The organism is Pseudidiomarina aestuarii, assembly GCF_003987355.1.
Lineage (GTDB): Bacteria > Pseudomonadota > Gammaproteobacteria > Enterobacterales > Alteromonadaceae > Pseudidiomarina > Pseudidiomarina aestuarii.
Genome location: NZ_PIPR01000002.1, coordinates 55,159 through 74,326, shown reverse-complemented (window position 1 = coordinate 74,326; position 19,168 = coordinate 55,159). Strand labels below are relative to the sequence as shown.

At 48.3% G+C, this 19,168-nt stretch carries 23 protein-coding genes; 13 read left to right on the top strand and 10 right to left on the bottom strand.

Features of this window, described 5'->3' with window-relative positions; translation table 11 throughout:
• Window positions 1–72: 72 nt before the first annotated feature.
• Window positions 73–702, top strand: a complete 630-nt coding sequence (upp, locus tag CWE22_RS09190; RefSeq protein WP_169931136.1) for a uracil phosphoribosyltransferase — start codon at window positions 73–75, stop codon at window positions 700–702.
• Window positions 703–708: 6 nt separating this feature from the next.
• On the opposite strand, the gene CWE22_RS09185 is transcribed toward upp, so the two are convergent.
• Window positions 709–1,548: a delta-class carbonic anhydrase gene (locus CWE22_RS09185; RefSeq protein WP_169931135.1), complete on the bottom strand. Its 840-nt coding sequence runs from the start codon at window positions 1,546–1,548 to the stop codon at window positions 709–711.
• A 142-nt stretch (window positions 1,549–1,690) separates the two neighbouring features.
• Between CWE22_RS09185 and CWE22_RS09180 the strand changes: the two genes are divergently transcribed.
• Together CWE22_RS09180 and CWE22_RS09175 are read left to right on the top strand one after the other, a co-directional pair.
• Window positions 1,691–2,386 (top strand): aspartate/glutamate racemase family protein, encoded by a 696-nt coding sequence (locus tag CWE22_RS09180; protein ID WP_169931134.1) that lies wholly within the window; start codon window positions 1,691–1,693, stop codon window positions 2,384–2,386.
• Window positions 2,387–2,509: 123 nt separating this feature from the next.
• A complete protein-coding gene (locus tag CWE22_RS09175; protein ID WP_169931133.1) occupies window positions 2,510–2,995 on the top strand; it encodes a DUF2165 family protein in 486 nt (161 codons plus the stop codon).
• Between the two features lie 13 nt (window positions 2,996–3,008).
• On the opposite strand, the gene CWE22_RS09170 is transcribed toward CWE22_RS09175, so the two are convergent.
• From CWE22_RS09170 to CWE22_RS12165, 3 genes are read right to left on the bottom strand one after another with little or no spacing between them, the layout of a single operon-like run.
• Window positions 3,009–3,230, bottom strand: a complete 222-nt coding sequence (locus CWE22_RS09170; RefSeq protein WP_211618690.1) for a DUF1653 domain-containing protein — start codon at window positions 3,228–3,230, stop codon at window positions 3,009–3,011.
• A complete protein-coding gene (map, locus tag CWE22_RS09165) occupies window positions 3,224–4,039 on the bottom strand; it encodes a type I methionyl aminopeptidase (protein ID WP_169931132.1) in 816 nt (271 codons plus the stop codon). The genes CWE22_RS09170 and map overlap by 7 nt, the downstream gene beginning before the upstream one ends.
• A gap of 60 nt (window positions 4,040–4,099) precedes the next feature.
• Entirely contained in the window at window positions 4,100–5,092 is a 993-nt protein-coding gene (locus tag CWE22_RS12165; RefSeq protein WP_211618684.1) for a M23 family metallopeptidase, read from the bottom strand.
• 174 nt (window positions 5,093–5,266) lie between these two features.
• Here CWE22_RS12165 and CWE22_RS09155 point away from each other — a divergent pair, with 174 nt between their 5' ends.
• Window positions 5,267–6,001: a helix-turn-helix domain-containing protein gene (locus CWE22_RS09155; protein ID WP_169931131.1), complete on the top strand. Its 735-nt coding sequence runs from the start codon at window positions 5,267–5,269 to the stop codon at window positions 5,999–6,001.
• Here the strand turns inward: CWE22_RS09155 and CWE22_RS09150 are convergent.
• Together CWE22_RS09150 and CWE22_RS09145 are read right to left on the bottom strand one after the other, a co-directional pair.
• Window positions 5,998–6,204, bottom strand: a complete 207-nt coding sequence (locus tag CWE22_RS09150; RefSeq protein ID WP_169931130.1) for a helix-turn-helix domain-containing protein — start codon at window positions 6,202–6,204, stop codon at window positions 5,998–6,000. The genes CWE22_RS09155 and CWE22_RS09150 overlap by 4 nt on opposite strands.
• A gap of 21 nt (window positions 6,205–6,225) precedes the next feature.
• Window positions 6,226–6,831: a hypothetical protein gene (locus CWE22_RS09145; RefSeq protein WP_169931129.1), complete on the bottom strand. Its 606-nt coding sequence runs from the start codon at window positions 6,829–6,831 to the stop codon at window positions 6,226–6,228.
• Window positions 6,832–7,092: 261 nt separating this feature from the next.
• Here CWE22_RS09145 and CWE22_RS09140 point away from each other — a divergent pair, with 261 nt between their 5' ends.
• On the top strand, window positions 7,093–7,512 hold the full coding sequence (locus CWE22_RS09140) for a secondary thiamine-phosphate synthase enzyme YjbQ (protein ID WP_169931352.1): 420 nt from the start codon (window positions 7,093–7,095) through the stop codon (window positions 7,510–7,512).
• Window positions 7,513–7,547: 35 nt separating this feature from the next.
• Here the strand turns inward: CWE22_RS09140 and CWE22_RS09135 are convergent, their stop codons facing one another.
• The gene (locus CWE22_RS09135) at window positions 7,548–8,390 is read right to left on the bottom strand and encodes a restriction endonuclease (protein ID WP_169931351.1); all 843 of its coding nucleotides are present in this window, start codon (window positions 8,388–8,390) and stop codon (window positions 7,548–7,550) included.
• A gap of 125 nt (window positions 8,391–8,515) precedes the next feature.
• On the opposite strand from CWE22_RS09135, the gene CWE22_RS09130 reads away from it, so the two are divergent.
• The 5 genes from CWE22_RS09130 to CWE22_RS09110 all read left to right on the top strand — a co-directional run bounded on the left by CWE22_RS09130 (window position 8,516) and on the right by CWE22_RS09110 (window position 11,428).
• Window positions 8,516–8,713 (top strand): glycine zipper domain-containing protein, encoded by a 198-nt coding sequence (locus CWE22_RS09130; protein ID WP_169931128.1) that lies wholly within the window; start codon window positions 8,516–8,518, stop codon window positions 8,711–8,713.
• A gap of 143 nt (window positions 8,714–8,856) precedes the next feature.
• Complete coding sequence (locus CWE22_RS09125) at window positions 8,857–9,435, top strand: helix-turn-helix domain-containing protein (protein ID WP_169931127.1); 579 nt, start codon at window positions 8,857–8,859, stop codon at window positions 9,433–9,435.
• A 28-nt stretch (window positions 9,436–9,463) separates the two neighbouring features.
• On the top strand, window positions 9,464–10,588 hold the full coding sequence (locus CWE22_RS09120; protein WP_169931126.1) for a serine hydrolase domain-containing protein: 1,125 nt from the start codon (window positions 9,464–9,466) through the stop codon (window positions 10,586–10,588).
• A gap of 11 nt (window positions 10,589–10,599) precedes the next feature.
• Window positions 10,600–10,776: a hypothetical protein gene (locus CWE22_RS09115; protein ID WP_169931125.1), complete on the top strand. Its 177-nt coding sequence runs from the start codon at window positions 10,600–10,602 to the stop codon at window positions 10,774–10,776.
• A gap of 22 nt (window positions 10,777–10,798) precedes the next feature.
• Window positions 10,799–11,428: a hypothetical protein gene (locus tag CWE22_RS09110; RefSeq protein ID WP_169931124.1), complete on the top strand. Its 630-nt coding sequence runs from the start codon at window positions 10,799–10,801 to the stop codon at window positions 11,426–11,428.
• A gap of 40 nt (window positions 11,429–11,468) precedes the next feature.
• Here CWE22_RS09110 and CWE22_RS09105 read toward each other — a convergent pair whose 3' ends face one another.
• Together CWE22_RS09105 and CWE22_RS09100 are read right to left on the bottom strand one after the other, a co-directional pair.
• On the bottom strand, window positions 11,469–12,608 hold the full coding sequence (locus tag CWE22_RS09105; protein ID WP_169931123.1) for a DUF819 family protein: 1,140 nt from the start codon (window positions 12,606–12,608) through the stop codon (window positions 11,469–11,471).
• An 8-nt stretch (window positions 12,609–12,616) separates the two neighbouring features.
• On the bottom strand, window positions 12,617–13,780 hold the full coding sequence (locus CWE22_RS09100) for a mandelate racemase/muconate lactonizing enzyme family protein (RefSeq protein ID WP_169931122.1): 1,164 nt from the start codon (window positions 13,778–13,780) through the stop codon (window positions 12,617–12,619).
• 150 nt (window positions 13,781–13,930) lie between these two features.
• Here CWE22_RS09100 and CWE22_RS09095 point away from each other — a divergent pair, with 150 nt between their 5' ends.
• From CWE22_RS09095 to CWE22_RS09085, 3 genes are read left to right on the top strand one after another with little or no spacing between them, the layout of a single operon-like run.
• Window positions 13,931–16,192 (top strand): TonB-dependent receptor, encoded by a 2,262-nt coding sequence (locus CWE22_RS09095; protein WP_169931121.1) that lies wholly within the window; start codon window positions 13,931–13,933, stop codon window positions 16,190–16,192.
• A gap of 16 nt (window positions 16,193–16,208) precedes the next feature.
• Complete coding sequence (locus CWE22_RS09090) at window positions 16,209–17,261, top strand: N-acetyltransferase DgcN family protein (protein WP_169931120.1); 1,053 nt, start codon at window positions 16,209–16,211, stop codon at window positions 17,259–17,261.
• Window positions 17,248–18,369 (top strand): YkvI family membrane protein, encoded by a 1,122-nt coding sequence (locus CWE22_RS09085; protein WP_169931119.1) that lies wholly within the window; start codon window positions 17,248–17,250, stop codon window positions 18,367–18,369. The genes CWE22_RS09090 and CWE22_RS09085 overlap by 14 nt, the downstream gene beginning before the upstream one ends.
• On the opposite strand, the gene CWE22_RS09080 is transcribed toward CWE22_RS09085, so the two are convergent.
• Entirely contained in the window at window positions 18,358–19,029 is a 672-nt protein-coding gene (locus CWE22_RS09080) for a GntR family transcriptional regulator (protein WP_169931118.1), read from the bottom strand. The two genes, CWE22_RS09085 and CWE22_RS09080, sit on opposite strands and share 12 nt — an antisense overlap.
• Window positions 19,030–19,168 lie beyond the last annotated feature (139 nt).

Below are 19,168 nucleotides of genomic sequence, written 5' to 3'. Positions count from 1 at the left end.
AACATGACTTTTGCCTCGGCTAGTATATGATAAATAACGTCCGACAGCCCAGAGCAAACCGCAGAGATACCTATGAATGTAGAATTGATTCAACACCCCCTGGTAAAACATAAACTTGGCCTCATGCGTGAAGCAGGGATTTCCACCAAGAGTTTCCGCGAACTCGCGAACGAGCTGGGAAACCTTTTAACCTATGAGGCGACCTCGGACTTTGCGCTAGAGCCACACACTATTCAGGGTTGGAATAGCACGCCTATTGAAGTGGAGAAACTGAAAGGCAAGAAAGTGACCGTGGTACCGATTCTGCGCGCTGGCTTAGGTATGTTAGACGGTGTTCTGGGTATGATCCCGGGGGCAAAGGTCAGTGTCGTTGGTTTGTATCGTGACGAAGAAACGTTGCAGCCGGTGCCTTATTTCGAAAAACTGGTGGCGGATATCGATCAACGCACGGCGTTGGTCATCGACCCTATGTTAGCCACAGGAGGCACGATGAATGCCACCCTCACCATGCTTAAAAACAAAGGCTGTCGCGATATTCGTGTGTTGGTATTGGTGGCCGCGCCAGAAGGCGTCCGAGCAGTCAATGCGGAGCATCCAGATGTCCGCATTTTCACCGCAGCCGTTGACTCGCACCTTAATGAGCACGGTTATATCATGCCCGGGCTTGGCGATGCGGGCGACAAAATTTTTGGCACCCGCTAAGCCCTACTAGTCATCAATGTCCGAAATCAGATCGGGGTTGATTACTAAGTTACGGACGCCGTGAGCGGCACGCTCTTCAAATGGGTTGCTGTCACACCAAGCGCCGACACTGTCGATGTTCACGTAAGCCACTTCAGGACGAACACTCCAAGAGACCTGCAGTGGTGAGCCTTGAGTATTGTAAGCGGGTCCGGTAGTTGATCCTGCGTACTCAATTGGATCGCCAGTGTTGGTTGGAATATTGAGTGCTTGGTGATAACCGTTTTCGGTACCGACCGCCGCTAACTGCTGAAAATCAGCCGCATTTTCATCATTGACCAATACCAATACCTGACCTTCAACGCGAAGTTGCGGGTTCATGGTGCCGTCGGCGAGACACGAGCCAAGCGTAGCACCAGGCTGAACTTGGGCACTCGAGAATACATAATGCACTTCAATAGTATCGCCAGACTGCAACGAACCTTTGGAGCCCGGACAAATAGCACGACTTGGCGGTGCTAATAATTCTTGCGCCAACGTTCCGTTGTAGACATAGCCAGTGTTGTAGCCTTCACCATCACCGTTACCGGCATAAGTGGTGAATTCGCCACCTTTGTGCTCCGCCGCAGCATGAAAATGAATATTACAAAGATTCATTTGGGTATGGCTTGGTGCTTTACTAAACAGGCGTAAATTGTTGCCATCTTCTTGGTCCAAGTCACGTGGTGATTGCGGACCAAAACCTTTACCTTCTGTATTTGCAGCTAATTGTGCCCGCTGCTCAGCAATCACTGAGTCAGCAACTTGTGCTAGTGCAGAACTGCTCAAAGCGAACGCTACAGCGGTGACTAATAATTTTGTCTTCATCACTCAACTCCTCTTTATTTGGGATGTTGAGCTTAATGATGCGGCCTGAACACGTCCTGAACCTAAGATGAAAACAAGATGAACAACGCCTTTGGTTGTGATGATAGGATGTGTTTACTGGCGTTGGTAATGGAGCAATAGCGTGAAAACGATTGGTTTGATTGGCGGTATGAGTTGGGAATCCACTCAGGTTTACTATCGTTTGCTGAATCAGCAGGTACAAGCGGCGCTTGGTGGGCATGCCTCGGCAAAGCTGGTGCTCTATAGTGTCGATTTTGCGGAAATTGAGCGCTTACAACATAGTGGCGATTGGGCAGCGACTACAGTGATTCTGGCGGATGCCGCGCGAGCACTCGAACGAGCGGGCGCTGAATTCCTGGTGATTTGTACCAACACCATGCATAAAGTAGCCGACGAAGTTGCTGCAGCGGTTCGTATTCCATTGCTCCATATTGTTGATGTGGTGGCAGAACGACTCAAACAGGACGGCATTGAATCCGTTGGCCTACTCGGTACCCAGTTTACTATGGAACAAGACTTCTATCGGGAGCGCTTAGAGCAACAGGGTATTCGTGTTCTCGTACCAGAACTCGCAGAGCGCCAACAAATTCATCGGATTATCTTCGACGAACTTTGCCATGGCCAATGTCATCCAGAATCCAAGTCGGTCTATCTTAAAGTTGTTGATGAACTTGCCAGCGCAGGTGCTCAAGGTGTCATCCTCGGCTGCACTGAAATCGGTATGCTCATCAATAATTCAGATACGAAAGTCCCACTCTACGACACTACTCACATTCATGTTAAAGCCATAGTTACCGAATCGCTTACCGCTGACTAAGCGCTTCGACAAAATATCTGCTGCATATCAGTTTTATGGACTAGACTTGCGGTTAAGAACGCATTCTTCCCCTTCTCGCCACGTTGTATCGGCTTCCAGCGTTCACAACGGGAGAGCCAACTCATGATTAGAACTCTAAAATGCGTGTTTGTGTTATTGCTCGCGTTAATGTGCCTGCTTTATGCCCTACAAAATATCGCCAATATTGATGCTTGCTATGGCGCTATTGCTTACGTTTTATCCCTGCAAGATCATATTGTTTATCCAAACTCAATTATTCCGTCCATTACCAATGGCACCATCGTTTGGTTAGCTGTCGTTGTCATTATTGCAACTGAGATACTGGCTGGAATTATTCTCGCGAAAGGTGCTTTTGACCTATGGTCTGCGCGCCGAGCAGATGCCGCAACATTCAATCGCGCTAAGCGGTTTGCATTGTTGGGTGCTGGTATTGGCATCATCGTCTGGTTTGGATATTTTGGCGTATTCGGTGGCAGCTTGATGCAAATGTGGCAAACACAAGCAGGCGCGATGTCGCTAAACGGAGCCTTCCAATATTTCGCAAGCTGTGTTTTTGTTTGGTTACTGCTAGCCAGTCGCGATGACTAGCTAAGCATCACTCTTACGTCTCAACAAAGCGGAAGCGTGGTATTGATTTGCCGTCTACGGTGATCTGTTCGACAAACATGTCGAACGGACGCACCCAGAGCGCTCGTTCGCCATAAAGAGGTCGGTACAGCACGAGCCACTCTTCGGTTTCTGAGTGCCGCACTACATCGATGACCTCGTAGTGGTTACCTTTGTAGTGCTTATACTTTCCGCGTTGAATCTCGGGCTTCAAGATGCGTCCTTAGCGTTCAAATACCGGGGTAATCCGGCGGTCTCTTCTTCTTCGCGCAATGTGAGGACCTCACAACCATCCTCCGTCACTAAAATAGTATGTTCCGTTTGTGCGGATAGTTTTTTGTCGCGGGTTATCACGGTCCAACCATCTTTCTTTGTTTTTATTTTGGCAGAACCCTGATTGATCATCGGCTCGATAGTAAAGGTCATCCCCTCGCGCAATTGCACACCCGTATTCGGCAGGCCGTAATGGGTCACCTCTGGCGCTTCATGCATTTCCTGGCCGATGCCGTGTCCGCAATACTCGCGCACCACACTATAACCATGCGACTCCACATAGGTTTGAATAGCACTACCAATGTCACCCAAGTGAGCACCCGGGCGCACCTGTTCGATGCCTTTCCACATGGCTTGTGTGGTCACTTTGACAAGCTTCCGCGCCAGCGGCATCGCCTCTGGTAACACATACATCTTGCTTGAATCTGCAATGTAGCCGTCTTTCTCGAGCGTGATATCAATATTCACAATATCACTGCTTTTCAGCGGCTGATTCGCTTTCGGAACTCCGTGACACACCACCTCATTCACCGACGAATTCAGCACATATTGATAACCATACTGTCCCTTGCTCGCCGGACGCGCCTGCAGGTCATTCACAATATAGTCCTCAACTAAATCGTTGATTTCCATGGTCGTGATACCCGGCCGAATCTCCGCATCCAGCATTTTGAATACTTGCGCCAGTAACTGACCTGCATGGCGCATCTTCTCTTGCGCCGCAGCATCTTTAATGGTGATCTCTGGTTTCATCGAATTCCTGACGTCGCGGTTTTGGTCGTTAGGTTCAATTATACATAAATTCGATTGAGTTTATTGATGCCTCACACGCTGGCCGCGAGTGATTTCACCGACGTGCTCGAAACGGATGGGGAGCCCCATAGCGGTAAATAAATTGGGTCCATCTTGCAGGTGGAAGTGCAGATGTGGTTCGGTTGAATGACCAGTGTGGCCGCAGTTGCCGATGCGCTGACCTTGCTGCACGCGATCGCCAACTTTCAACGGTATCGAACCTTTGACGAGATGTGCATAGAAACCGTATTCACCTTCAGCATGTTTAATAATGACATGATTGCCAGCAAAATGACGGCACAAAAAATCCATCACAGCAAAGCCCACCAATGGGGCGGGGCCAATGTTGTCGACCATCGCAACCACTTCGCCATCAGCGGCGGCAAGAATTGGCTGGTTGTAGCAAAAATAATGTTGAAGCCGAGCTCCGCTGTGTTGATGCCTCCGGAACTCCGCATCTGCTTGCACAAAGTCATAGGCATAGCGCTGGGTCAACACGTCCCACGAGTGTGAGGTTGCTTGCGTTAAGCCGCCATTAAACACGAGCCATTCGCCGTCGAACGGTAAGCGGTAGCTAACCTTGGTTTGATACTCAGCAAACTCCTCTTCACGTCCTTTTATGCGCTTAGCAATGCGCGCCTGGCCACCGAGTTGCTTGAACTGCTGAATCAATTGCCATGGGTTTAGTGACGACAACAGCAGCGATGGATAAAACGTGACGATCATTACGTACCGAGAAACATGACGAATAGGACCAGACGTTGGCCAGTTTTCTGCCGGATGCGATTTTCGTTCTGTTTTAGGGACGCGAATGGTGTTCAACCAACCCGCAATCGCGAAGTACAGTCCAAGGTAGATCACCATCGTCCAAACGCGTGCGAGCTTGTAATCAAATAAGCCGCGCACGCTATAGTCAATCACGAACATGATGAGCAATGCAGCAATCATTGGGTAATACCAGTTGCTGAAGCGGTCAGTCCATTGCTTCTTTTTAGGTTGGGTGTCGGTGGTCATAGCTGGCTCTGTTTCTGGAAAGTGAACGGTTGCTGGAAAGTGAACGGTGAATAGTGAACAGATATAGAGACTGTAAGTAGGTTCCGGTTTGAGAGCAATAGAGTGGGAAGAGTTGATTAAAGAGCATCAAATATTGATACTATGATTATCATTATTTGATACTTCTGAGGCGTTATGTCTGGAACTTCCTTTCACCCTCTGGTCATTGATCGCTGTTTAGAGCTCATTAAAGCGAAGCTCAAAGACAACGGAGTGACGTACCAAGACATCGCGGCGCTTATGGACGTGTCAGAGAATACCGTCAAGCGCATGCTAAATCAGGACGACATCAGTCTACAACGATTGCTGTTATTAGCTGATTACTGTCGAATTGATGTCACCGACCTACTGCAAGCGGCGCAACGAGAACATGGCCAGCACCATTACTTTACGCCGCGACAAGATCAGGCGTTCGCCGACGATTCAGTACTCTACGAACTGTTCGTGCAACTATTTTTCTTGCGTAAGACTGCAACGCAAGCGGCCGAGCAATTGGGACTAAACCAAGTCATTTTGTATCAGAAGTTACGGCTGCTGGAAGATGTCGAATTAATAGAACTCGGCGTTGATAATCACATTCGTTTCTCGGTTGACCCACCCCTCGGCTTCGCGCCCGATAGTTTGGTGCTGCGTCGCAGCATTGCAGAGCATGTTCAACGTGCAAGTGAACACTTACTACAACCCGAGCGCGATGCCCGCGAATTGTTGCTGCTCAAACCTCTTCATCTCCCACCGAAAGCCCATCAACAGCTGTGCGAAGACATCATTGCTCTGGTCGACAAATACGCCGAGTTCTCCGAGCTCTATCATCATGGTACCGATACCGAGCACACTTACGAACTCGCACTCGCGCTGCTCCCCAATCGCTAGTCGGGCAAGTAGGCCATCAGGTCGCCGGGCTGACAATTCAGCGCACGGCAAATAGCTTCCAGCGTACTGAAGCGGATGGCTTTGACCTTGCCGGTTTTCAGCAGCGACAAGTTGGTCATCGACACGCCCACCCGCTCCGAAAGCTCGGTTAGTGACATTTTGTTCTTAGCGAGCTCAACGTCGAGATTGATTTGAATGCTCATTTCACGGTACCTCTGCGCACGCTAAACCACCTCAACAATTTGCTCACCACGCCAGAAATGCACTGCGAGCAGCAGCATCAATACTGGGAACAAGAAGATATTGGCGATACCTAGAATCACTGTGAACTGGAACACTGCCATGATCAACACACCACATGCGAACACTTTCATTAGCATGCTGAGCTCAGCGAACTTCAGTAGTAGTGCAATGGCAAACACAAAGGCCACTGCCGCGTACAAGAAGAGAATGACCAAGCTGGCAATCAATACGAACTCGATGAGTCCTTCGCTATAGTTGGCTAATAGCCCCATCGACAATGAGATATCCACTACTACCGTCAGATGAAACAACGCTACCAATGCTGCCATAACGAGCAGCGCCACGGCTGCTAACCCGCCTTCGATTTGATGTTTAAACGACCCACGCAGCGCCAAGTAAACAAAAACTTCAAGCGCGCCAATAATCACGAACAACACATCCCAAGCATCAAGCGTGGTGATGTTATCCACAAAGCCGCTCTCGTAATTGTCGATAGCGAGACCAAACACACCGAGCCAATAAATTGGGAACAAGATAGCCAACGCCAATGCTGCCATACTCGCCCACTGATAGAAATTCGATTTCATTGTCTGACTCCAAATTGGAAGTGCCAGCGCTCATTGCGCCATGCGAACACCCACAAGATAGATCCAGATTCAATGATATGCAACGAATATTTTATGTTTATCGTAAAATTTAATTCAGAACACTTTAGCTCGTGCGGATATAGCGGCTTAAATGAAACGCGAATAAATGGACATCGGCTTCCCGATACGCTGCCTGTGCGAGGATTGATGCAAGCGCTAATAGTTGATAGCTTCAGCTTAACCACGTTAGCGAGAACTGTCATGCCGATTTTTCAAACCGAACTCAGATTACGTCCCTATCCACGCGGATTTCACATCATTACCGATGATATTGAACGAGGGTTGCCTAACTTGCATGAGGTAAAAGCAGGATTGCTACATGTGTTTATCAAGCACACCTCAGCATCGCTGACCATCAATGAGAATGCTGATCCCACCGTACGCACCGACTTCGAAAGTCACTTCAATACTATGGTTCCGGAAAACGCGCCCTACTATCGTCACACTTGCGAAGGTCCAGACGACATGCCGGCGCATCTAAAATCTAGTTTGCTGGGTAGCTCAGTCACTGTTCCGGTAACCGATGGTCTTTTAAACATGGGAACCTGGCAGGGTATTTACTTGTGCGAGCATCGAGACCACGGCGGCGCGCGCACGCTGGTGCTCACGCTTACTAGTTAGCACCAAAACTTTTATTGTAACTGCTACAAGTCGTTTTATAAGTTCACAATTCCTCGGCAGTTAGGATATTTGAGGCAACCAAGAAACTTCTGTCCTGCTCTCGGCCCTCGCTTTGCGACACGCTCTGTCATTTCCCCTCCGCAGATTGGGCACGAGTGCTTTTCTCTGGTTTCGACTGACGTTGGGACGAATCGATATCGCTCTTTTGACTGCTGTTGTTGTTCAAAAAACTGTCGTAGCTTTTTGCCGTCGATCACCTCAATTCGTTTGCCTTGTGCGAACTCTTTGGCATCCTTGGTCATGCTACCGGAAGCAACGATGAACACGCCATCTGCATTTTCAGATATCATTACACCAAATAGCTCTCGGACAACGTTTACCGGGACACGTAATTGTTGCCAGTGCTTGCATTGAACCAGATATAACTGGCCATCTTTGATAACCCTGAGGTCAACGCCACCATCTTTACCCTTGCCGGTATCGTAGACGATGTAACCGTCGCGACGAAAGAACTCACCAACGAGTACTTCGAAATTTCGCCATGATAGTTTGGAAATGGATTCATCGTATTGAGCTGACTTAATGCCATCATAGACCCGAGCCTGACGCTTTGAGCGCATAAAGGATCCAAACGCTGCAATAATAAGAAGGAAAGGAAGAGCCCACTTCGATAGCAGCAACACAATATTACCGAACATATTGCTGATTACACTGCTTGCCAATTGGGGACTGGCTTTCAACTCAGTATCAGGCGCAGACATTGAAACGTAAACATCAACTCCAAAATGTAGAGCTAAAGCAAGTATCAAACAGATGTACCATGGCATTAAGCTGAATAGCTCGAGCAGCTCTTCGCCCGTTGATTTCCTTCTCGCCATAAAAATTTCCTTGTCTTTAACTAGTTTGTTGATACTTTTATAAACAAGTACGCAGCATTATCGAAACAATATACGATAGCCTCTCAATAAAATAGAGATAAAATATTGCTAATTAAGGCACGAATATGAGTGAAAAAGATTCAGAACATGAAGCTGAGGCTGAGAAATCAAATCAGGCAGCGGGGAGTCGTATCGGCTTTGGCTTAATTATTGGTGTTACCTTCGGAATTATCTTTGACAATCTAGCGACCGGTATCGCTCTAGGTCTAATTTTCGGGGTAGCAGTTGATGCTTCAGCGAAAAAGCGCGCCCCTAAAGAATAGTCCTCTCATCCACTCTCAAACTACAAAATTCCAGTATTCATCGGCAATTGACAGGAACATGACATTACAATGTCGTAAACGTGTCAGGTAGTATTGGCTATGATGTCTCCATCAAATGCACCGCAATAGAGCCGAATTAAATCATGAACCAAGCAGCATTCGCAGAACGGTTGTTATATCAACGCAAGTTAAAGGGCCTATCCCAAGAGCAGCTTGCTGAGAATACGGGTGTGACCGTGCGTACCATTCAGCGCTTAGAGAAAAGCGAAGTGAGTCCGCATCTGCGTACTGTTAAATTGTTAGCCGCCGCGTTGGATATCGAAGTTGATGATCTGTTGGAGCTCGAAAATCCGCGTGACGACAATGTCCAGACAAAGTGGTTACTGTTAATTCATGCTGCGCCATTTATTGGTTTCATGGTGCCATTTCTGAGTATTTTGATTCCTTTATTTTTATGGATTCACAAACGCGACGATCATCCTTTGTATGACGCGCATGGTCGTGCGGTGGTGAATTTCCACATCACCATGAGCATTCTATTTGTGCTTGCATTTGTTGCGCTACTCAGTGTTCAAGGCTACGGCTTTTTGTTCTTTATCGCAGTCATGCCTTTCACCGCTTTGGTTATGTTGATTAACGTCATTGCGGTCGTTAAATCTAAAAAATGCTTTTACCCCAGCATTCCATTTCTTCGATCTAAAAAAGTCACTAAACCAAGTTAAATCCTGAAATTTGGTCAAGGAGAACATCATGAATGGCATAGTATCTACTTTGCTTACGCTTTCGCTTGCGCTCGTTTCTAATGTTGAAGCTTCACCACGCTCACCGAGTATGAGCCACGAAATAAGTGAGTTTCAGTCTTATCTGAGAGAAATTCGTGTTCAAAACAAGATTCCAAGCCTGTCGGTTGCTGTCGTGAAAGACGGTGAAATTATTATGCTGGAGACCATTGGTTTTCAGGATCACGACGCCGAGGAGGCGACGACCGAGGACACAAGTTATCTTGCCGCTTCCATAACTAAAACGTTTACGGCTGTAACGTTGCTGGCCATGGAAGCGGATGGACATATCGACCTCGACGCCGACTTCACCACCTTGAGTGATTGGGATGGCCGCTGCCAGTGGATCGCCACCAGTGGCTTTATATTTGGCGGCGGTGAGCTTGAGAATGGCGACCAGATTCCGCCCATCAACTGTGGCCAGCCTATTTCATTGCGTCACGTACTTCAGCACCAAGTGAATGGTGAACCGGGAACGAGCTTTTTCTATAACCCAATTGTGTTCGGCCGTCTTTCTAACTGGGTCGAAGAAAACACGGACCACAGCTGGCGGTATTGGATGAAAAAATACGTGCTGGACGCAGCCGAACTCAGGAACATCGCAGCGGGCTGGCGCGACCCTGATGGCGGCTCGGTGTTGACCCATTTTGCACCACCTTTTCGACACGCCCCTGAAGAAGGTGATGGACTTGCAAACTCAATACTGCCCAACACCGAGTTGAACGCTAGCTCCGGCATTATTGCGAGCGCCAAAGCAATCGCACAGTACTCGGTTGCTTTGGATGAAGGACGAATTCTGTCCGCGGAATTGCTTGAGAGAATGTGGACACCAGCAATGGATAGTGACGGACAACCTATGCCCTATGCTTACGGTTGGTTTGTCCAGAATTGGCAAGGTCATCGTTTGGTGTGGCACAGTGGTTGGTGGCCCGATGCCTACGCAGGAATGCTCGTCAAAGCGCCAGACGATAATCTGACATTGGTCGCACTCGGCAATACGGATGGTCTGCGTTATGATATCAATACTCTTACCGAGGCCAAAGTTCACGAAAACCCCATAGTATTGAAGTTCCTCGAGTTATTTTTAGAAGAATGAGAATCAGAACAATGACAGAGAAAAAGCAAGAGAACCCGATTTGGAAGTACCTATTTGTCGGTCTGATCATCGGCGCACTGTTTTCCTTTGCCTTCGACCAATTTCCAACGTTAATGATTTTGGGCATCGCTGCGGGTTTAACCTACGGTGTCATTGAGAAAAGTCGTAATAGCTCGAATAAAGAATAAGACCACAACACAAGGACGTGCCATGAAATCGCTACTCACACTGATATTGGCAACCCTGCTTCTCGCGGGGTGTGCTAGTGCGCCACCACAAGTTAATGATGAGGAGCTCACAAAAAGTGAAGCCGAAGCGTTAGTCGCAGGCTTACTAGCGGAAGATTCTGATGAATCCGAAAAATACATTTATCAATTTCAGCATCGAATTCTGCCAGAATGGACGCATCATTCTAATGGTCAGTTCTATGATGAACTGAGAGCTGGCGATGACTCATATTTTCGCGAGGTTGCCACTGAAATTTTGGGTGAAAACTACGCCAATTCAATTGAGATTCGAGCTATCGAGAACGAAGAAGCGGTGCTCATAAACTTTCCTGAGCCCAAGTCGTTTACTCATTGCTACTCGATCCTGATCCTCAAGAATCCGAGCGTAGAAGGTGCTGTTGATACGTTCCAATTCATCACTCTCGAGAAGACGCTTCCACATGACGATCATCCGAGACTGGCAGTACTTGGAAGCTGGAGTGCAGAAGGTAGTCATGGCAATTTCGGCGCCCGCACTTACACCGACGCAAAAACATTCCTTGAAGACGTGCTGGATGGCAATCGTGAAATGTATATGAGCTCGACACCAGCAAGCGCTGCCGAGAATAACTAAACATTCTCATTAGAGGATAGTTTTAGAGTTTTTACAGTAGTTAACCCAGCAGGGCGGAGAGGCTGATGCCGATGAAGGTGGCGATGGCATAGCCGAGTACGCCAGCAAGCATGCCTGGGGTGACCAAGTGGCGCCAGCCACGACTGGCAGCTAGGGCTGCAGCGGCCGCTGGGCCGAGAATACAGGCGCTCGAGGCTATCATCATTTCTGGTAGGCTGAATTTAAAGCGCGCGCCGAGCCACACCAACAACACAATATGTACCACCACCAAAATCACCAGAAAAGCGACAATCGGCAGGGCAACATCGACGACTGCACTGACGTCTGCGCCTAAGCCAATGGTGGCGAAAAACACATACATAAAGATGGTGCCGATGTTGTAGTCAAACTGAATGTACGCTTTGAAACGCGCCGGGGCAAAGTTGGCGATCAGTAGCGACAACACGGTAATGGCGATAATAAAGGTGCCACTTAGCGGAAACAGTGAGGCGACCCACAAACCAATGGTGCAGACCACTGCACTCAATAGTAGCGAGAAAACCAATCCGCTTTCAGAAACTGACTCCGAATCGCTGGACTGTTCGATGTCTTTTCCAACAGGCGTTTCCAGCTCTATTGCGCGCTCTCGCGCAGCAAAACGTGCAGACACAAACTTCACCGCAGGCAATGCCATCAGCAGGGTCAAAAATACAATCGCGCCCATGGCATCGGCGGTCAATGCCGCGGTATATAGAGAAGAATCGGCAAAGTTCACGGCCTCGGCGGTCGCCACAAAGTTGGCGCTGCCACCAATGTAACTGGCGACCAGCACGCCAACGATTTGATTCTCGGCTGGTCCCATATCAATAAAAAAGGCGCCGATAAAGGCGCCAACCAGGGTCAAACAAACGGCTAATAAAAACGCGAGTACCATAAAGCGGCTTTCACGAAAGGCTAAGCGCAGGTCAGCTCCGAACAGCAATAAAGGAATCGCAAGCGGCACCAGCAACGATTGAATCACACCATATATGGGTGCTTGAATAGGCAACACACCCAGGTTACCGACAATAAAGCTGATCAATAGGATGATCAGCGGCGCCGAGATGGCCTTACCGACTTTCGTTTTTTCACTTTGATAGCCAACAAAAACAATCAAGAGTAAACAGGCGAGCAATGCCATGGTATTCTGCGAATCAATCATGTTTATTCCTACGCCGTGATGCAGGTGATGTGATCGAGTTCAGCCTCATCAAGCTCTGCACCATGACCAATACCAGCAGGAATGATCATTTTGCCACCGCTATTTTCTATAATTTCGATACCACCAGTAACTGGGTCATGGCAAAAGTGCAACGCGGAATCAAGGTCAATAAAGTGGATATTTGGATATGCGGAGGCAAGATGCGCTGCTGCTGACAAGCCCAATCGGCTCTCGCCAAAACAGCCAATCATGCAACGAATGCCTGCGGCTTCGGCAATGCTACTTATCTTCAACGCGGTATTGATGCCGCCCGACTTCACCAATTTAATATTTAAGAAATCAACCGCATCAGCCTTTACTAAGCGCAATGCATCCACGTGAGTAAATACACTTTCATCCGCACAAATAGGTAGTGCTGAGTTTGCACGTAAGCGAGCAAAGCCATCGACATCCCACGCCGCCAGTGGTTGCTCTACATACTCAATATTGAGTTCTTTCAGTAAACGAATGTTTGCTACAGCGGTTGGATAGTCCCAACCTTGGTTACAATCAATGCGCAGCTTCACCGTCTCGCCTACGGCCGCCCGAACCGCCTCAATATGTTCAATATCTTCCTGCCCTGGACGCCCAGTTTTCAGTTTGATGGTATTGAAACCTTGTTTGACTAGATCTTTAGCTCGCGCGACCGTACCAAGCACACTCGACTGATGCCCAATGGTATGGTCAGTTTCAAGCTCACGCAGCGAACCACCTAAGAACTGATACAGCGGCATATTGGCTTGCTTCGCCGCTAGATCATATAGAGCTATATCAAAGGCACATAAAATACTGGTGGCTTGTGAGCAATAACGGCGCAGTAATCTCAGGTTTGTCTCAATGGCTAGCGGGTCTTGTCCGATCAGGAGTTTTGCCATATCCAGACCCATTGCATAAGCACTGGCTTGCGAGTCACCGGTAATGGCCGCCATTGGGCTCGTCTCGCCCCAACCGAACACGCCGGCGTCGGTCTCAATTTTGACCACCACATTGCGTGCCGCTGAAATATCTCCAATGGGCGTCTTAATCGCGTGATGCATCTCGACATTCAACTCTGCCACTTTTACTGCGCTGATCTTCATAGGTTTACCTTCAACTGAGGGATAAGCGTCATCGCGAACGATTAAGCACGCCATAAACATTCTTGTTTCACTATAAAGCTGTCTTTTTTAAAAATAAAGCTGTACAACCACTTTTCTGTTGATTATTGTTTAACCAACACAACAAGAAGATTCGCCTCAGAATCTCGCGTAAACAATCAAACAACTAGTGACAGTGGGTATACTATGAACCATAAAATCAATTACTTAACCCGTAGTATTCGAATGCTCGTCTATGGAATGTCCGTCGTATCCTTAAGCGCAATGGCGCAGCAAGCTGAAGAACCAGAATCACAACAAAACGACGTCGAAGACGTTGAAGTCATTGAAGTAACCTCCTCCCGCCGTGTGCAAACTATCCAAGATGTGCCTGCTGCAGTTGTCGCTGTCGATCCCGATGATTTCTTAGAACGCGGCCTGACTTCTATCTCTGATGTGATTGCCGAAGCGCCAGGTTTTAGCTTTAACAGCACCATTGGCCACCAAGGCCGCGGGAATATCAGTGCGCGTGGTGTTAGCCAACGCAATGACTCAGCGGTTACAGCTATTTACTTAGATGACGTACCACTGACGAGTAGTACAGGTTATGCCGCTGGTGGCCGCTTATATTTTGACGGTCTGCTCGGTGACGTGGCTCGAGTCGAGCTCGTGAAAGGACCGCAAGGTACTTTATATGGTGCGACCGCAATTGCCGGAGCCATTCGCTACATTAGTAACGAACCTGAGCTGTTTGAAGCGCGTGGTAATTTCGGCGTCGATTTCTCGCAAATCAATGGTGGTGACTTTTCACAAACGTATCGCGGCTTCTATAGCTTCCCAATTATTGAGGGCAAGTTAGGACTTACTCTCGCGGCATTTACCTCTGATAAAGGTGGCTTTGTTGACCAAGTCGACCCTGCTACGGGTAATGTAAGGCTCGAGAATGCTAATGACTCAGAGGATTACGGCTACTCAGCAGATCTCTATTTCAATGCCAGTGATCGTCTTGATATTCGCCTGAAGCTTTTAAAGCAAGAGTCTGAGTATAACTACAGCTCTGCTGTACGCATCGCTTCTGTGAATAAGGATGAAGCTTACGGTGAATTCAAATCAGATAATTCATTTGAAATTGATGAGCTGACTCAGGATCTTGCTTCAGCAAGTTTTAGTTATGAATTAGATGGTATGGTCCTCGACTTCACCACTAGCAAAGCCAAGTATGAAGGCTACAATGCTCAGGATGTTCGCTCTTTGTACGGTCCACTTATTGAGCAGCTCGGTGGCTTTGCCGCAGGCAGTGTGACTGAAGCGCCATTATCACGCGAAGTTGAATCTGATAAAACCGTACACGAATTGCGCTTAACCTCAACCGAGGAAGGCGACATTGAATGGCTGGCAGGCTTGTTTTATACCGACGAGTCGACTGACAATGCACAACGCTTGATTGGTATGCCGCAAGATTTCCTCGCGTTGGTTGCGCGATTCCCCAGCGACTATAACGAGTTAGCCGCATTCGGTAACGTCACCTATTACCTGAACGATAACTTTGATGTAACCGCTGGCTTACGAGTTTCACAAACCGAGTTGGCATTAATCTTCGAACAAGATGGCCCATTCCTCGGTGGCTCCTCGGTCGATATCATGGATCCAGTAGAAGAGACCGTCGAAACCTACTTATTTACTGCACGCTATCGACCTTCCAACGAAATGTCATTTTATGGACGTATCGCCAGCGGCTATCGTCCTGCATCAGCAAACCTCAGCGTCAGCGATCCCTTCACGGGCGAGCAATTGTCTCAAACCGTCGTTGAGCAAGATGACTTGTGGAGCTACGAAGTAGGTATTAAAGGCACCGCCGATAACGACAAACTTCGCTATGAATCCTCTTTGTATTACATCAACTGGGACAACTTCCAGACGATTGTAACCTTCTTCGGTATTTCAACCGATGGTAACGCCCGCGATGGTATAACCGTGAATGGTTGGGAAGGTAGCCTGGACTATCAACTGACGGATAACTTTGGAGTTCGTGCCAACGCTGCATTTAGCGACAGTACGTTGAACGAAGATGAGCCAGAGTTGTTCGGATTGAAAGGCCAAAGCGTCCCAAATATTCCAAAGTGGACCGCCAATGCTGCCGCATTCTATGACTATCAGTTAAGCGACAACATTCCTGGTTGGGTCACAGCTAGCGTACGTTACAAAGACGGCTCTCGGTCATCATTTGAAAATGGCGACCCGCTGAACCCAACCGTCAATGTTCCTAGCGACGACATCACCACAGTTAGCCTCACCACAGGCGCTGAATGGGGTAATTGGACGGCAACCTTGTACGTAAACAACTTGTTCAATGAAAAGGCTTATACCTTCTTTAATGCCAGCGCGATTCCAGGTACAGACCAAGCCAGCATTACAGGTATTCCGCTCGAGCCACGCAAAATTGGTGTATCCGTTTCGTACAAGTTCTAAGAGGCTGATGTAACACATGAATACGCTTCAAATGAAGTCTCCCTATGTCATCTTTCTAGGTGACATAGAGGATAAAACCTTAGCCAAAACCGGTGCTGGGTTGGCGAAGTGGTGTGGCGATAGTGTTCTGGGACAACTGCGATTACCCGGTTGTGGCGTCGACCTCGGTTTAGCGGATATCGACCTTGAGCAAGCGATTGCTCAAGGAGCTCGCAGTCTTGTGATTGGCGTAGCAACCGTCGGTGGTAGCATCAAACCGAACTGGATGCCTACGTTTGTCGCGGCGCTCGAGCAAGGCTTGGATATCGTTAATGGGTTACATACTGATCTCGCATTAATTCCTGAGTTAATGGCTGCACAGCAGCGTGGTTCGGGGCAAATAGTGAACGTACGTCAAGTGCGTAGCGAACTGCCCATTGCTACAGGCCGCAAACGCACTGGCATGCGCTTGCTCACAGTCGGAACCGATTGCGCTGTGGGTAAGAAGTACACCGCGCTTGCTTTAACGGTTGGCCTCAATGCTGCCGGCATTGATGCCACCTTCCGCGCCACCGGACAAACTGGAATCATGATTGCGGGCAATGGCTTGCCGATTGATAGTGTGGTCAGTGACTTTGTTAGTGGCGCAGCGGAGTTGATCTCGCCCGATAACCACGACGCGCACTGGGATATTATCGAAGGCCAAGGCTCCCTCTTCAATCCGTCATTTTCGGCGGTGAGCATGGGGCTACTGCATGGTTCTCAACCCGATGCGATAATTGTCTGCCATGACTCGACACGCAAAACCGTGAGTACTTGTCCCGACTATGCAATTCCCGATATTCAAGACTGTATTAACTTGCACTTGCAATGCGCACGCATTGTGAATCCAAACGTGAAATGTGTTGGTGTGAGCGTCAATACACTGGCCGTTCCACCGCGTGACCGACTGGCGTATTTACAAGAGATTGAACGCAAAGTCGGCGTACCTTGTATTGACCCACTGATCGACGGATGCGAAGCTATCATAGACAACATCAATCGTCTGTTTCACAGGGAAGAAGCTGGTCAGGTACATGTCGGAAACTAATCGTTGGACCCGTTGGTTTAGTATTTATTTAGTACCTGGACTCATCTTTCAATCGGTGATTGTGGGCGGTGGCTACGGTACTGGACGTGAAATCACCGAGTTCTTCTTGGTGCATGGCGCCTGGGGTGGTTTGCTTGGCATGTTAGTGTCTTGCGTGGTGTGGGGCGTGGTGCTGGCCATTGCGTTTGAGTTCGCCCGCATCACTAAAAGCTACAACTACAAATCCTTTTTCCAAGCCTTGCTCGGCCGCTATTGGTGGCTGTTTGAGGTTATCTACCTACTCATTGCGCTGCTGGTACTTGCAGTGCTCGGCTCCGCTTCCGGTGAAATTGTCAGTCAACTATTGGGCTGGCCTCCGGTTTATGGGGTGCTTACTTTAATGCTCTTTGTCGGCTTGTTGACCTTCTTTGGTAGCACCCTCATTGAGAAGGTATTTGTGGGCTGGTCGGCATTACTTTTCGTCACCTATATTGTGCTCGCCATCTTTACCTACACTCGCTTTGGTGGTGATATTGCTCAGCATTTTGCCGACGCGACTGTGCGTGTCGGCTGGGGTGTTGATGGAGTGCGTTATGCCGCTTACAACTTAAATGCCTTAGCTGCAGTGTTGTTTGTAGTACCACGCTTTATGCGGTCACGGCACGCGGTTGGGGCTGGATTCATAGCGGGTGGTGTTGCGATAGCACCGGGTATTTTGGTCTTTTTGACCTTGCTGGCGGGCTATCCAGCGGTGATTGATGCACCCGTTCCAGTGGTCGAAATATTGTCGGCACTGAGCATTGTATGGTTATTGCTGGTATTTAAGGTCATGTTGTTTGGCACCTTTATTGAAACCGGTACCGGTGTAATTCATGCAGTCAACGAGCGTGTAGCAGCTACTTATCAAGTGCGAGGCCAACCGTTCCCACAATGGTTGCGAGGCGCGCTCGCCTTGTTATTCCTGTTTATTGCGACATTCTTAGCCAATGAAATCGGCATCATTGATTTGATTGCGAGTGGCTACGGCTACTTGTCGTATGCCTACATTGCGGTGGTGATCGTACCCTTGTTGACGATTGGCTTGTACCGTATCGTCAACGCTCGGCAAAACGCAGCTCTAAACGATTAAGTCTTGGGTGTAGAACTGCTTGTTCTGGAAGATCGCGTTTAAAATCCGCTCTTCGGTCTGCACAATCATGTCCGTAATACAGCTTTGAATACGTTTGCTGTCGTCGCTTTTCACCACGTCAATGATCAACGTTTGTTGGTCACTGGAGTACGGGAATGACTGTTTGGTCTTCACATATAACCAGTAGATGCGCATGGCGGTATCTTCCAATTGCCGAATCCAGTCAATCATCAATGGATAACCTACCGGCTCACACAGCGTTAGGTTGAGTTCTTTATTGGTTTTCAACAGCTCCAGTGCGGTGTCGTCATCTTTGAAGTGAATCAATTTTTCAATCTTATTGTTCAGCTCGGTAATTTTGTCGAAGCCAACTTTGGCGCCAGCAATAGAAATCACTTCAGGCAGTAGCATGCGGCGCAACATAAAATTCTGGCGGATTTCGAGTAACGTCAGTGGCGCTACTTGAGTAACCCGTGGTGACAAGGTCACGAGAAAATGCTGTGCGACCAGTCGCTCCATCAAATTCCGAGCAATAGCGCGACTGATACCAAAGGTGTCACTCAGAATATTCTCCGAAACCTTATGGCTCGGTGGTAACTTCTGGGTGACGATAGCATCCATCACGATCCCATATGGATCTGAAGTATCTGGTGTGGTCATGGCTTCACTATTCCCTTGATTAACTATTACTTTAAACCGTGCTGACGTGCGTGAACGAGTATAACAGCATGTAAATAGATTTCGTTAGGTAAGGCAAGCATTCATTTCACTTGGCTCTTAACTGTATTATGTTACATTT